The organism is Aeromonas sp. 25-AL00135, assembly GCF_054052385.1.
In genome coordinates this window covers 101,073-115,716 of sequence record NZ_JBSTYQ010000010.1, presented here as the reverse complement: position 1 = coordinate 115,716, position 14,644 = coordinate 101,073, and the positions used below count along the sequence as shown (strand labels likewise).

The window sequence follows — 14,644 nt, the reverse complement described above, 5'->3', positions numbered from 1 at the left end:
GTCTTCCCCTTGTTACAAATCGGCCAGGGTGATACGGCGGTACACTTCAGGCAGTGCTTCCGGCCGCTCGCCACCAATCCGGACAGCCGCCTGCACCATGCTGGCAGCCTGAGCATATTGCTCTTCAGTCTGAGCGTGGATCATCGCGATCGGCTTGTCAGCATCAACACTTTGACCCAGGCGGATAAAGTCGGTCAGACCGACCGCATAATCAAGTTTGTCACCGGCAGCGCGGCGACCACCGCCCATCGCCACCACGGCCAGACCCAGCTCGCGTGTATCCATGGCGGTCACGAAACCGCTGTTGGCCGCGAAGACCGGGCGCACGATGGCAGCCTTGGGCAGGTAAGCGTCATAACGCTCCATAAAATCGGCCGGGCCACCGAGACCAGTCACCATGCGACCGAAGATCTCGGCTGCCTTGCCGTTATCCAGCACCGCCTGCAGCTTGGTGCGGGCATCGCGCTCGTCGCTGGCAAGACCGGCGGAGATCAGCATCTCGGCGCACAGCGCCATGGTCACTTCGTGGATCCGCGGGTTGCGGTATTCACCTGTCAGGTAACGCACCGCTTCACGTACTTCCACCGCGTTACCGGCGCTGGAGGCCAGCACCTGGTTCATATCGGTCAAGAGCGCAGAGGTGCGGCAACCGGCACCGTTGGCCACGGCCACAATGCTCTTGGCCAGCTCTTCGGAGGCTTCGAAGGTTGGCATAAAGGCGCCGGAGCCCACTTTCACATCCATCACCAGCGCTTCGAGCCCGGAGGCGAGCTTCTTGGAGAGGATGGAGCCGGTGATCATGGCGATGGATTCGACGGTGGCGGTGATGTCCCGTACTGCATAGATACGCTTGTCAGCGGGGGCCAGATCGCCGGTCTGGCCGATGATGGCGACACCCGCCTCTTTCACCACTTTCAGGAAACGGTCGTTGTCGACCGAGGTCTGGTAGCCGGGAATGGCATCCAGCTTGTCGAGGGTACCGCCGGTGTGGCCCAAGCCACGACCGGAGATCATCGGCACGAAACCGCCACAGGCAGCGACCATCGGGCCAAGCATCAGAGAGACCACATCACCCACACCGCCGGTGGAGTGTTTGTCGACAATCGGGCCACCCAGATTGAGGTGATCCCAGGTCAGCACCATGCCGGAGTCGCGCATGGCGCAGGTCAGGGCAACCCGCTCATCCATGGTCATGTCTTTGAAGTAGACCGCCATCGCCAGGGCGGCAATCTGCCCCTCACCGATGGTGTTGTTGGTAATGCCCTGAACGAAGAATTGAATTTCTTGGGTACTGAGCGCTTCACCGTTGCGCTTCTTGCGAATAATTTCTTGAGGCAAAAACATCTTTCATTCCCTCCGCCATTGCTGGCGTTACACAAGCCTGAATCCTTGCCCGCACACCGCATGGTGGGGGCTAACAGGGCGGACAGCAGTCCGCCCTCTCATCAACCTATTAGTAACCGCTGGTGTTGGCTGGCTTGTCGCCATGCCCCAGAGTGGCCAGCAGACTGGCCAGCAGGCTGGATGCACCAAAGCGGAAGGTTCGGGCGGATACCCAGTCGTTGCCGAGGATCTCTTCGGCCATGGCCAGATACTGACCGGCAACGGCGGCATCTTTCACGCCACCGGCAGGCTTGAAGCCGACTTTCGGATTCTTGGCCTTGATCACTTCCATCATGATGCGTGCCGCTTCTGGGGTCGCATTGACCGGCACCTTGCCGGTGGAGGTCTTGATGAAGTCGGCACCGGCATCGATACAGATTTCGGAAGCGCGACGGATCAGCGCCTCTTCTTTCAGCTCGCCGGTTTCGATGATCACTTTCAGCAGCACGTTGGCACCGCAGGCCTCTTTACAGGCTTTGACCAGATCAAAACCGATCTGTTCATTACCAGCCATGAAGGCGCGGTACGGGAACACTACGTCCACCTCGTCGGCACCGTAGGCGACCGCGGCACGGGTCTCGGCCACGGCGATCTCGATGTCGTCGTTGCCGTGCGGGAAGTTGGTCACGGTCGCAATGCGTACGTCGGCAGCGCCGATCTCACGCAGGGTCTTGCGAGCGATAGGGATAAAACGGGGGTAGATGCAGACGGCGGCGGTCAGGCCAGCCGGTGACTTGGCCTTATGGCACAGGTCGATCACCTTCTGATCGGTGTCGTCATCGTTCAGGGTGGTCAGGTCCATCAGGTTCAGAGCGCGCTGAGCGGCCACTTTCAGATCAGTCATTCTGTTCTCCAAAGTCTCGATTTAATCCAGATAACCGGGCACCACCATACCATCCAGCGATGGATGCACAGGCAGTAATCCCCAGCTATACGGGAATGGAATTACAGTGCGAAGGCACCGGCACTATCGGGATGCTATTCAAAACACCCTGCAGGCACTGCGACTGTAAATAAGGCAAGAGCCCTGTCACTTTCTTACAAAAGTGCGGACTTGGTTCCATGAAGACTTGAGAAAGGCCGACAACATCTGACCCGACTTCCCAATCAATTCCATTTGACCGCCAACACCCGATTTCATCGAGTATTAGTCATTGCCAGCACCCTGCTGGCAACGCCTATTTCAGCCGAGATACCCCCTGTTTGCAAGCCGGATTTGCCAATTTCAGAGGTACCTCACATCTGACAAATCCAGGTCTAAAAAAGCCTTACGAAAAGAAACGGGTCAGGATCCAGGAGTAGGCCAATCCCCCCAGATAGACCCCGACAATCCCCATCACCCCGGACAAAACGGGAGGCGCCGGGATCGGCAATTTGAGGAAAGAAAACAACAAACCAACTATAAAGCCGGCCACCATCGCCAGTAGCACTTCATTCATATAACCTCCGATTTGACTCATTTTATTATTAGTTTAGATAGGAAAACGGTTGTCACCGCTCCATACGCGAACGCCACGGCAGATGCCGTGGCGTTCGTGTTTATACCCTGTCAGTCAGGCGGCGATTACATGCCGGACAGTGCCAGGAAGAAGCCTGCGATAGTGGCAGACATCAGGTTGGACAGAGAGCCAGCCAGTACGGCTTTCAGACCAAAGCGTGCAATGGTGCCGCGGCGGTTCGGCGCCATGGACCCCAGACCACCCAGCAGGATGGCAACAGAGGAGAGGTTGGCAAAACCACACAGCGCGAAGGAGATGATCGCCTTGGTGTGATCGGACATGGCCACACCGTTGATCAGCACTTCGTCTTTCAGGTACGGAGCGAAGTTCAGGTAAGCCACGAACTCGTTCACTACCAGCTTCTGACCGATGAAGGAACCAGCAACCACTGCTTCATTCCAGGGCACACCGATCAGGAAGGCCAGCGGGGAGAAGATCCAACCCAGCAGCAGTTCCAGAGAGAGTTGCGGATAACCGAACCAGCCACCCATACCGGAGAAGATGCCGTTGATCATGGCGATCAGACCGATGAAGGCCAGCAGCATCGCGCCGACGTTCAGGGCCAGTTGCATACCGGCAGAAGCGCCAGCAGCAGCAGCGTCAATGACGTTGGCAGGCTTGTCATCCAGCTCGGCATCAGCAGAGCTTTCGTCGTAGTTCGGGGTCTCGGTCTCGGGAACCAGCAGTTTGGCGAACAGCAGACCACCCGGCGCAGCCATGAAGGAGGCAGCGATCAGGTACTCCATCTTCACGCCCATGGAGGCGTAACCGGCCAGTACGGAACCGGCAACGGAAGCCAGACCACCACACATGACGGCGAACAGCTCGGAGTCAGTCATCTTGGCGATGTAGGGACGAACCACCAGCGGCGCTTCGGTCTGACCGACGAAGATGTTGGCGGTTGCAGAGAGGGATTCGGTGCGGGAAGTACCCAGTACTTTCTGCAGACCGCCGCCCAGCAACTTGATGACCATCTGCATGATGCCCAGGTAGTAGAGCACTGCTATCAGGGAAGAGAAGAAGATGATGACCGGCAGAACACGGAAGGCAAAGACAAAGCCGCCGCCACCGAACACTTCAAACATCTTGTTGCTGACCAGACCGCCAAACAGGAAGTCGATCCCGTTCTGGCCGTAGCTGATCACGCTGGATACCGCGTCGGATACGCCGACCAGGATATCGCGACCAACCGGAACATAGAGTACAAACGCCCCCAGACCGGCTTGAATTGCGAACGCACCGACAACGGTACGAACGTTGATTGCCTTGCGATTGCTGGAGAACAGCACCGCGATAAGGACGAGCGTCGCCATCCCTACCAGACCCATGAACAAATTCATTATTATCTTCCTCTAGTAGCACCTGGCTTGTTAGCGAGTTGTTATTAAACCCAACTAATCAAGGGGAGCGCATTATACTAATTAAAGTCCGATAAAATAGAATGCTGGTCACATTTTATCGTTATCAAAATGTCCAAGTGTCACAAAATTAGACAGCAAACGATTTTTACGCTCATTTTTTTTCCTGACAACTCAATCAGGTGTTGCGAATTTGTTTCATGGCTATTGGTCGTGATGGAAAATATGTTGGGCAGTTTCAAATAACACCTTGGCAACATCTGCCGATGGTTCATCCCGCAATGTCATCAATATTTCCGCTATTTTCGGCAGAGCTTCCGGTGTATTTCGGGAGCCTTGTACGCCTTGCAACGGCATATCTGGCGAATCGGTTTCCAGCACCAGGGCCTCGAGCGGCATAGCCCGAAATACCTCTCGCGTCTTGTTCGCCCGTTCAAAACTGATTACCCCGCCCACCCCGAGTCGAAAGCCCAGTTGCCAGAAGGCCTCCGCCTGCTGCAACGAACCGCTGAAAGCATGGATCACCCCACCACGAGGCGGCTTGAAGCGGCGCAACAGCTTGGCCACAGTGTCATTGGCGCGCACCGAGTGGATCATCAGGGGGAGCCCGGCATCTGCAGCCAGCCGGATCTGAGCCTCAAACAGCGCAAGCTGCCCCTCCTGCGGCACGTGAGAACGGAGGTCCAGCCCACACTCACCGATAGCCACCAGCCTAGCAGGTTGGCTCATCACCAGCGCTCGCAGCCGTTCCATCACCCCCTCACGCTGCTCACCGGCATACCAGGGATGAATGCCCAGACCATAAAAGAGGCCGTCATGCTGATCTGCCAGTGCCATCACACGAGTCCAGTTATCCTCTGCGATGGCAGGAATGATATACTCCGTCACCCCTAATGCCCGACAACGGGCCAGCAGCGCCTCCCTGTCTTGGTCGAACACCGGAAAGTCGAGATGGCAATGGGTATCTATCAGCTGCATATCACTCACACCTGTTTGCGGTATTTAATGGGTCATTGAACATGATGAACAACAGAAACAACGGCTTTACCCTGATTGAACTGGTGTTGGTGATCATAGTGCTGGGGATCCTGGCCGTCACCGCCCTGCCACGCTTTATCAATATCAAGGATGATGCCCTGAAAAGCACGGTCTCGGCGACTGCTGGCAGCTTTGCCAGTGCTGTTCAGCTGGCTCATGCTGGCTGGGCAGTGAAAGTACAGGGGCAAGCGATCGCGCTCTACAACCTGAGCAGCTTTGGTAAAGGCGATGTGGATATCAATCGATATGGTTGGCCAACGGGCTCGAAGGAAGACCAAGGGAGTGCGGGAAGCGATAAACCATATCAGCCGGGCTCAGGTAACCATATATCGGTCAACAATGATGATGACTGTGAATTGCTATTCAATGACCTGCTTGATGGAGACCAAACGGTCACCCCCATAACTCCCAACGCTGTGAATATCCCAGAAGGGTTTGATTATCTATCCACACAAGTCGGTTCAGGCCATCAAGATGAGGATGAAGGCAACGAGAAACACTTCAACTGCCGCTATATCCTGCGCGACTCAATCAACCGCTTCCAGACCAACCCGGATTATCGAAACGGCCTCGGCTTCGAGTACAACAGCGTTACCGGTGCCGTGACCCGCAATTTTGATTGAGCTCAGCCTCTTCTGCGCAAGCTCGCTCTTTGCTTGAATCATCATCATAACGAACCGGCGTGCAGCAGCGCCGGTTCTCCTGAGTGAGCCCCCACTCCTCGCACCATGCATCGTAACGGGCCAGCCAACGCAGCAATATCCCTTTCATCGTCACACCTCCGCCAACAGGTTCAGGTCAAAAACCATCCTAATCAGAGTTGGCAAGGGGAGCAAGTCATCCCCATAACCGCGATCAGGCGGAATAAAAAGAGCCGGTCAGCATGGCTGACCGGCTCTTTTAACATTCCCTGAAGAGGTTATCCGATGAGCGACAGCTCATCAGCCTCACAGACTCTTCAGCTTCTCTTCCGGCAGGGCCAGCTCGTCGTTGTGGTTGACGCCGATACCGCGCTCCAGCACATGACGGGCGATGGCGTGCGCCTCTTCCAGCGAGTGCATGCTGTAGGTGCCGCACTGATACTCGTTCAGCTCGGGGATCTTGGCCTGATCCTGCACGGTCAGCACGTCGCTCATGGCCGCCTGCCAGGCTGCGCCAACACGGGCTTCGTCCGGCGCGCCGATCAGGCTCATGTAGAAGCCGGTACGGCAACCCATGGGGGAGATGTCGATGATCTCCACGCCGTTGCCGTTCAGGTGATCACGCATAAAACCGGCGAACAGGTGCTCCAGCGTATGGATACCGCGCTCGGAGAGGATCTCCTGATTCGGCACACAGAAACGCAGGTCGAACACGGTAATAGTGTCCTTGTTCGGGGTCTGCATGGTCTTGGCCACACGCACCGCTGGCGCTTCCATACGGGTGTGGTCAACGGTAAAACTGTCCAATAACGGCATTTCTGACTCCTGATTTGGTTACCAGAACCAGCCCCCACGGGAGAGCTGATCCTTGCATTGACGGTACTGGGCGCCGTAGCGCTGGGCGCGAGCTTCCACTTTGCGAGAGGTCTTCATCAACCACCCCTTGCTGCGATAGCTGCCACGCCGGTAGCCACCCCACCCTTCGTGATAGTTGAGGTACTGGCCATAGGCATCCCACTTGGAGGTGCCATTTAGCCGCTGGGCCTTGTTAGTGTACCAACCCATAAAATCGATGGCGTCGGCAAAGTCATCGCGGTCACTCCAGCTGTTGCCGGTTTCCCGCTGGTAATCCACCCAGGTTTCATCTTTGACCTGAGCATAACCATAAGCCGAACTGGCCCGCCCGGTCGGGATGAAGAGGAAATACTGCATCGGCGGCTGGGCATCATGTACGTAAGAGGACTCCTGATACATCATGGCCATCACCACATGGATCGGCGTCCCCCACTTCTCGTTCATCTTGAGCGCGGCCTTGTGCCAGTCAGGCTTCTCGCGAAAGATCTGGCACAGATTCTCCGGCTGAGCCGGTGGACGGGTACTACAGGCGGTCAGGCCCGCCAACAGGCTGGCGACCACAGCAAAACGCATCCACCCCATCAAATGAGGTCGCGCTTCACGCCTCTGGTCAGGTAAAGAGATAGCCAAGGTCAGATCGCGTCTTCGTTCTCTTCGCCGGTACGGATACGAATGACACGCTCCACCTCGCAGACGAAGATCTTGCCATCACCAATCTTGCCAGTACGGGCGGTGTTCTGGATCGCTTCCAGACAGGCATCGAGATCCTCGTCCTGCACCACCAGCTCCACCTTCACTTTCGGCAGGAAGTCGACCATATATTCGGCGCCGCGATAGAGCTCGGTATGGCCCTTCTGGCGGCCGAAGCCTTTGACTTCGGATACGGTCATGCCGTTGATGCCGATCTCGGCCAGGGCCTCGCGCACATCGTCCAGCTTGAACGGTTTGATGATGGCTTCAATCTTCTTCATGGTGACTCCTTACCAGTTCTGTTTGCCGAACCCGGATGTAATGGGGTAACGGCGATCCTTACCAAAGTTGCGAGCCGTAATGCGGGGCCCAACCGCCGCCTGACGGCGCTTGTATTCGTTGAGGTCCACGAGGCGGATCACCTTGCGCACCACCGCCTCCTCGAAGCCCTCTGCCACCATGTCGGCGACCGAGGCATCCTCTTCCACGTAACGTTTGAGGATGGCATCGAGGATGTCGTATGGCGGCAGGCTGTCCTGATCCACCTGATCCGGCGCCAGTTCTGCCGAAGGGGGGCGGTCGATAACCCGCTGCGGGATCACGTAGTCAACCGAGTTGCGATATTCGCACAGCTTGAAAACCAGCGTCTTGGGCACATCTTTCAGCACGTCGAAACCGCCCGCCATGTCACCGTACAGCGTGGCATAACCGACTGCCATTTCGCTCTTGTTGCCAGTGGTCAGCACGATACGACGACGTTTGTTGGAGAGCGCCATCAGCAGCACGCCGCGGCAGCGGGCCTGCAGGTTCTCTTCGGTCGTATCGCGGGCGGTGCCTTCAAAAAGCGGCGCCAGCTGGGTCATAAATCCTTCGAACATCGGCTCGATGGAGATGATGTTGAACTCAACCCCCATCCGCTCGGCCTGCTCCTTGGCATCTTCCACACTCATCTGTGCTGTGTAGCGGAACGGCATCATCACCGCCTGCACCTTGTCGGCCCCGATGGCATCGGCCGCGATGGCCAGCGTCAGCGCCGAGTCGATCCCACCGGAGAGACCCAGCACAGCGCCGTGGAAGCCGTTCTTGGTAACGTAGTCGCGCACTGCCAGCACCAGCGCCTGATAGGTCTCTGCCAACGGCTCAAGCGGCGCAGCCGGTTCACACTCTTTCACCGGCTGGCCATCAGCAAAACGTACCAGCGCCAGCTCTTCGGCAAACGGGGCCAGCTTGTGAGTCAACTCGCCCTGGCTACTGAACACCTTGGAGCAGCCGTCGAAAATCAGCTCATCCTGACCGCACACCTGATTGAGGTAGACCAGCGGCAGACCGGTCTGATCGCAGCGCTCCGCCATCAGCTCGCGGCGGATCCAGGGTTTCTCCTGATCATAGGGCGACGCATTGATGGTGAGCAGCAGCTCGGCACCCGCCGCCTTGGCGGCCAGCGCCGGGCCCGGCTGCCACAGATCTTCACAGATGAGCAGCCCCAGCTGGTGACCACGGAACGGCACCACGCAGGTCTCGGTTGCCGCGGTGAAGTAGCGCTTCTCATCAAACACGCCGTAGTTGGGCAAGTCCTGCTTGAAGTAACGGGCAATCAGCTTGCCCTGCTCATAGAGTGACGCCGCGTTGTAGAGCGCCTCCCCTTCACGCCAGGGATGCCCCACCAAAATGGCACAGTTGCCCTGCCATTCGGCAACACGAGCCAACGCGGCTTCGACCCGCATCATCAGATCGGCGCGCAGCAGCAGATCTTCCGGTGGATAACCGGTCAGGGCCAGCTCGGAGCAGACGAGCAGATCGGCACCTTGCTGTTCGGCCTGAGCCGCAGCAGCGAGCACTTTGTCAGTGTTATCTTCGATGGCGCCTACCGTCAGATTCAACTGGGCAAGCATCAGAGAGAGGGCTTTTGCCATGGCGATGCATCTTGAATTCGAAAATGATGGGGAATGATAAAGAAAAGGGGGGCAATCTGCCAGTTCAAGACAGGCGTAACCGTGTGACAGCAACCTGCGGGAAGGATAAGCTGTAGATAGTCACGGAACGACAGGCCTTCGCAGATATGAAAAACGCCGGATTTACCCTGATGGAGTTGATGATAGCCATTGCGCTGGGCGTCATTCTGTTGGGAATTGGTATTCCTTCCCTCTCTAACCTGCTTGGCAGCAATAATTTGGCGACCTAGGAAAAAAGCCTTCTCAACCACTTAAACTATGCCAGACAACAGGCTATCTCTAACCAGCAAACGGTTACTCTCTGCCTGACCACTATCAATAATTCTGTAGAAGAGTGCGTTACTGCCAATCAAAATGGAGCGACCCGGCAGATCGCTTTTATCGATACTAATAGCGATCAGAAGCTCAATGGCAGCGAAACAACTCTGACGGCAAGTCCAGAGTTTCCTGCAGAACTGGCCATTTCTGCAGATGCACAGGCGCTGCGCTTCACCCCAGATGGCACCATTACGTCTGACAGCGAGGTCATCTTTTCACTCTGTGTAAGCGGCGAAAAGGGCGTTCAGATTGAAGTTATGCCTGCCGGGCGTGCCCATAGCCAGGCAAGTGGTGCAGTATGTCCATGACCAGCATTAACTACCGCGAAACACACACGAGCACAAAAGGATCCATTTCAATCCAATAGCTATGCTTAGAGTCTCCTTTGAATAAGGACTCATACGCTATGGCACGAAATGGATTTACCCTGCTTGAGTTTTTGATATCGGCAAGCCTGACAACCATCCTGCTGACATTAGGACTGCCGTCATTGGCAAATCTGCTGACATCTACCGACAGCGACATCTACACAAGAAACCTGCAGGACCACCTGATCTTCGGCCAACGACAAGCCATCACACAGCAGCAACCCGTCACGGCATGTCTTGCCATGCCTGTCAGGAACTCCACAAAAGAAAGCTGCGTACTCGCAAATCAAGCTGGCGCCCAGCGCATGCTTGTCTTTCTCGACATCAATCAGGATCGCCAGTTCGATATTGCAAATGGCGATATCTTGTTATCAGCAACAGAACCCTTTCTTGAAAAACATACCGTGACGGCCAATCGACAATTTGTGCGATTCAGTCCAGATGGCACTGCGATTGGCACCAACATGACACTCCGGTTTTGTATCGACCAGGCACCTCGAGTCGATATCATCGTTTCCCCATCCGGCAGAAGCAGAAGCGAAAAAAAGGGGCTGAGTTGTTCTTAGCCCCTTTACCCTACTCAATAACCAACGTTATCTGGGTTGGATTTCATCTTGTTTTTTTGCATCAGCCAGCGAAAAGGTAGCCGCCAAAGGAACGCACTCGATTACCTCTGTGACAAGATGTACCACCCCATCAATCTCATAACCTTTCTGTTTAAACACCCTGACCAGATTTGCCTTGCTCGTATCAGTTACCGGTTGCTGCAACACCATCTGCACGCCACCTTCCAGAGTGACATAACATTTTATGTCTTCCGTTTGGGCATGAACCAACAAGGGCAAGCTCACACACCAGAGCAGCATGCGTTTCATCCCTGTTCTCCTTCATACAGATAGATTTTCTTGGGAGACATATCCATTTTTGCCTCTTCCGCACCTTGTGAGCATTCTCCTTCACCGGTACAGCGCTCAGGCTCTCCCTTCCCATCATCTTTGAGGATGACCTCCTTGCCCGGAGCACCACCTATAATCCTGATCCGGCCATCATCCCCACCATGAATAACCAGATCATCAGCAACCTTATTTTGCACCTCTACGTAACGCTGAATAACTTCCTGATTGTTGTTATCCAGTACATATTTGAAAGAAGTGCCATAGTGCATATCAATCATATATTGGCGCATGGCACCGATCGATTGAATCGTACATTGTTGGAAGTCCTGTACCTGAGGCAAGAAGGAGGTGAAATAGAGCTTGCCTTGCAACACCAAACCAGCCCCCATTGATTTTTCACCGCTTTCATTGAGCCAGAATTTCCATCCCAACTTGCTGGTCAACGCCTTGGTGGTGTTTACAATCTGCTCTTCATTCAAACCCGTAAAGGGATCGCTGGTCACATCGTAGAGATCGTTCAGTGTGATACTTGATGGCACAGCTGGTTCAGACGTTGCCCCAAACAAGGTTGGATTAACATTGTAGTCACGTAGCATCACATACACATTTTGGGTTGTCGCCTCCGAGGAGGGGCGGTTTCTATCACCACTGCCTATCAATACGGCATCAAACGGACGCTCACTGTAAAGATAATTTGTACCATCATACTTCCAACCTTTATTAATGGTGCGCACCAATACGGGCTGGGTAAAGAAACGGCGATCATCTTCCAGCTTCTTGGCAGTTCCACTTAAATGTGCATTTCCCAAACTGGCAAATTTGATGGCCGTCCATTTGGATTTTTCTGTCCCCTTCATGTCGATGCGCCAGATCTGGCCGCCGGTATCACCCGCATAAACCCGATCAGATACACCATCTCCATCGCTGTCCAGCACAGAAACAGAGCCAGGCATGCTATAAACCATGCCTGCAACCTGTTTGTTGGTTGCACTGGCCGCATCCGGGGTAAAGCTGAACAATAGCGTACCGGCCTCAGCATCCACGATATAAATACCCAACCCTTCACTGTCTTCAGCCCCCTGGCCCAAATAGCTCTTGGCCTGATCATAACCTCCAGAGAATATCAGGACTGGCTTATAGGTTTTTTTACCATTGGTTTCTGTGTAATAACCGGGAATAAACGCAACCTCGGGGATCGACCAGGTCTCACCCAGTTTGCTGAAACCGGCGCTGTTTTTATCCAACCGCCACATCAGCGAAGGGGAGTCCGGATTAGATATATTCAACGCATAATAGGCCTTGCCACCACCGCGCAGCCCGGTAAATAACCACACCTTGTCACCTTGTGACGACTTGATATGACCATCTTTTACTTGCTCATTGACCAGCACTGTAGGCGATGCATCCACACCATAGAGATGCACTGATGAGTCCAGGTTCTCTCGCAGCGCTTTCTGATTCGCGATAAATTGATAAGGCATAACGGCCCAGCTTTCATCAACCGTGGTGCCGCTGTCTTTAAACATATGCAAGAAGCCGGCATTACTTCCCATCACAATGCGCAAGTCAGGTGTACATGTAGTCTGTCCTGTCGACGTTGTACAACCGTAGTTGATCACTAATGGCCGTGAATGCAACGGGTCACCAAGAATATGCTCCCGATTATCTGTTCTATCACCATCCTGATTCTCATCAAACGCATCAATCCCCTTGGTCCAATTAAGCAGGTCATCCATGCTATCAGCACTATCAAGCTTCATGACAGTGCGTAGCTGCGTCGCCCCGCCTGCCATGCCCTCAAGAGCAGACTTGCTAAAGGGAGTTAATGTATTAGTGGAAGGGGGCATAACATAAAGATTGCGATTGGTTTTAGCTGCCAGCATCTCTTGTACCCCACCCTCGGCAACCTTGTTACCATCACTGGTGGATGACCAATAGGTTCTTGCTGACTCAAGAATTGTTCCATCACTGGATATCGCAGGTAAGCCACTCTGATCGACTACATAACCCTTATCTGGATTCAGAACCAGCTTTTTAAGATTGCCCTTCCATCGTGGACCAGAACCAGGCTCAAACATTGCATAATAAATATTATTCAGACTGCGAGTACGGTCAAAGTTATTAGTGGCAATGGCGGGAGAGACCAACGAGGTATTCATTTTCAAGATAGCTAGCAATGATGATTTTAATGCTTCGTTAAGTTGGGTTGCATCGGTTGCTGGATAGTATTTACCCCCACCACGACGAGCGGTCTCTGCCAATAATGCACCGGCCCCCTTAATTGCTTCATCTCCAAAACCCACGGTGAATGTTGTGACTGTTTGTTTGCCTATAGCCGAGGTGTTTACATCATTGTTTTTCATATATCCGGCAAGTGCAGCAAGATAGCTTTTTTCACCAGAAGACCCATAACTAACCAAGCCGCCATAAGCAACCTTATCCTCTGTAGATAACGTACTGATCAGGTTGGCAACAAGGGAATCGGCTGCTTTATCATTGGTTGGTTCACCATCTGTCATATAGATGATATAACCATTATTGGAACATTTATCATAGGGGGTTTTATATATACCCGATGTTACTTCAGCATTGCTATCCCGCTTGGGAGTACGATTTACATCATCGTCACCAAAGTACACCCCCAAACCGCCAAAGTATCTATATGATTCATATAATGTTTCACACAAGGGAGTCCAAGTGTCAGAGCTCAAACTATTTACCTTGTCAATCAAATCCTGCGCACCGCTTTTACCAGAGGTGAGGATGGCATCGTTACCTACAATATTGCGGATTATTCTTCCGCCATTTCTACTACCTGGTTCATTGCCATCATTGTAGTTAAAAACAGCCAGACCAAAATCGACAGCTGGCGTAGCCAAAACCAGTTCTTTGACTGCATCCTGAGCAACTTTTAATCGAGTTTGTGTTGACACACCTGTACTACCGTAATACCAACGGACATAATTTGCCGTAAATAATGAGATCTGGGTAGAACTACCACTAGCAAGAGCATTGGCTACATTTGATGTGTAAAACCAGCTTCCCGTTGTGCGGTTTGGCTTGTCAACGGGATAACCATCAACAATATATGTTGAATATGGACCTGAATATTGATTATTTGCGTCTTGCTCATCAATATCTTGCTGGCAATCTGCAATTATTATACTGTAAATATCAAAATCATTTAGAGATCGCCAACGCCCCTTTCTATTTTTATCATATATTTCATATCCCCAAACTCGTGACTGAAATCGGCCCACATTATTTAGAGGGCCTTTAGATGTCGCACATGCATTTAAATTCTCACTAAAACGTTTGGTACTGTTGATAGTGGGAACTTTTCCATCAGTGGAGAAATAGATGAAGCGATTACTATTATTAACATCTGGATCATTAGCTAATGATGGATAACTTATCGATGAGTCATAAGGCTCTTTAGCAACTTCGGTTGTATTTTTCATACTCCCCGAGTTATCGAAAATAAAGAGCACCTTAGGGCGGAAGTCCCCCGCCTTGGCAAAGTCATAAATAAACAACTCGGTATCATCGGAATAGCCAGTACCTACCGCCAAAGATCCCCCTGATATTCCGCAACACAATACCAGCAAGCTTGTAAACAAACAGTTCCTTATGTTCATCACCCGCT

General features: G+C 53.3%; 14 protein-coding genes and 1 pseudogene. 4 read left to right on the top strand and 11 right to left on the bottom strand.

Going from position 1 to position 14,644, the window contains the following annotated elements; all coding sequences use genetic code 11:
- Window positions 1-12 precede the first annotated feature (12 nt).
- From deoA to ACW5XC_RS11355, 5 genes are all read right to left on the bottom strand, one after another.
- A complete protein-coding gene (gene deoA / locus ACW5XC_RS11375; protein WP_005358033.1) occupies window positions 13-1,344 on the bottom strand; it encodes a thymidine phosphorylase in 1,332 nt (443 codons plus the stop codon).
- 109 nt (window positions 1,345-1,453) lie between these two features.
- On the bottom strand, window positions 1,454-2,227 hold the full coding sequence (gene deoC, locus ACW5XC_RS11370; RefSeq protein ID WP_005340468.1) for a deoxyribose-phosphate aldolase: 774 nt from the start codon (window positions 2,225-2,227) through the stop codon (window positions 1,454-1,456).
- 424 nt (window positions 2,228-2,651) lie between these two features.
- Entirely contained in the window at window positions 2,652-2,822 is a 171-nt protein-coding gene (locus tag ACW5XC_RS11365; protein WP_005340467.1) for a XapX domain-containing protein, read from the bottom strand.
- Between the two features lie 125 nt (window positions 2,823-2,947).
- Window positions 2,948-4,222 carry a NupC/NupG family nucleoside CNT transporter gene (locus tag ACW5XC_RS11360; protein ID WP_042053357.1) on the bottom strand — a complete coding sequence of 425 codons (1,275 nt, stop codon included), beginning with the start codon at window positions 4,220-4,222 and terminating at the stop codon, window positions 2,948-2,950.
- A 222-nt stretch (window positions 4,223-4,444) separates the two neighbouring features.
- Window positions 4,445-5,218, bottom strand: coding sequence for a TatD family hydrolase (locus ACW5XC_RS11355; RefSeq protein ID WP_042053355.1), 774 nt, complete (start codon window positions 5,216-5,218; stop codon window positions 4,445-4,447).
- 41 nt (window positions 5,219-5,259) lie between these two features.
- On the opposite strand from ACW5XC_RS11355, the gene ACW5XC_RS11350 reads away from it, so the two are divergent.
- Complete coding sequence (locus tag ACW5XC_RS11350) at window positions 5,260-5,901, top strand: type II secretion system protein (RefSeq protein WP_042053354.1); 642 nt, start codon at window positions 5,260-5,262, stop codon at window positions 5,899-5,901.
- 324 nt (window positions 5,902-6,225) lie between these two features.
- On the opposite strand, the gene luxS is transcribed toward ACW5XC_RS11350, so the two are convergent.
- The 4 genes from luxS to ACW5XC_RS11330 are packed head-to-tail and all read right to left on the bottom strand — an operon-like array spanning window position 6,226 to window position 9,377.
- A complete protein-coding gene (gene luxS, locus ACW5XC_RS11345) occupies window positions 6,226-6,735 on the bottom strand; it encodes an S-ribosylhomocysteine lyase (protein ID WP_005340462.1) in 510 nt (169 codons plus the stop codon).
- An 18-nt stretch (window positions 6,736-6,753) separates the two neighbouring features.
- Window positions 6,754-7,347 carry a transglycosylase SLT domain-containing protein gene (locus tag ACW5XC_RS11340; RefSeq protein WP_321969349.1) on the bottom strand — a complete coding sequence of 198 codons (594 nt, stop codon included), beginning with the start codon at window positions 7,345-7,347 and terminating at the stop codon, window positions 6,754-6,756.
- Between the two features lie 59 nt (window positions 7,348-7,406).
- Entirely contained in the window at window positions 7,407-7,745 is a 339-nt protein-coding gene (gene glnB / locus ACW5XC_RS11335; protein ID WP_005308848.1) for a nitrogen regulatory protein P-II, read from the bottom strand.
- 9 nt (window positions 7,746-7,754) lie between these two features.
- On the bottom strand, window positions 7,755-9,377 hold the full coding sequence (locus tag ACW5XC_RS11330; RefSeq protein WP_042053351.1) for an NAD+ synthase: 1,623 nt from the start codon (window positions 9,375-9,377) through the stop codon (window positions 7,755-7,757).
- A 146-nt stretch (window positions 9,378-9,523) separates the two neighbouring features.
- Between ACW5XC_RS11330 and ACW5XC_RS11325 the strand changes: the two genes are divergently transcribed.
- From ACW5XC_RS11325 to ACW5XC_RS11315, 3 genes and pseudogenes are all read left to right on the top strand, one after another.
- A complete protein-coding gene (locus ACW5XC_RS11325; protein WP_236727559.1) occupies window positions 9,524-9,646 on the top strand; it encodes a pilus assembly FimT family protein in 123 nt (40 codons plus the stop codon).
- A gap of 18 nt (window positions 9,647-9,664) precedes the next feature.
- Window positions 9,665-10,042 (top strand): annotated as a pseudogene (locus tag ACW5XC_RS11320) (GspH/FimT family protein); the annotation flags it as partial.
- 98 nt (window positions 10,043-10,140) lie between these two features.
- A complete protein-coding gene (locus ACW5XC_RS11315; RefSeq protein ID WP_042053349.1) occupies window positions 10,141-10,668 on the top strand; it encodes a GspH/FimT family protein in 528 nt (175 codons plus the stop codon).
- Window positions 10,669-10,695: 27 nt separating this feature from the next.
- Here the strand turns inward: ACW5XC_RS11315 and tapY2 are convergent, their stop codons facing one another.
- Window positions 10,696-10,977, bottom strand: a complete 282-nt coding sequence (gene tapY2 / locus ACW5XC_RS11310; RefSeq protein ID WP_042053348.1) for a type IVa secretion system protein TapY2 — start codon at window positions 10,975-10,977, stop codon at window positions 10,696-10,698.
- Window positions 10,974-14,636, bottom strand: coding sequence for a pilus assembly protein (locus ACW5XC_RS11305; protein ID WP_042053347.1), 3,663 nt, complete (start codon window positions 14,634-14,636; stop codon window positions 10,974-10,976). The genes tapY2 and ACW5XC_RS11305 overlap by 4 nt, the downstream gene beginning before the upstream one ends.
- Window positions 14,637-14,644: the final 8 nt, after the last annotated feature.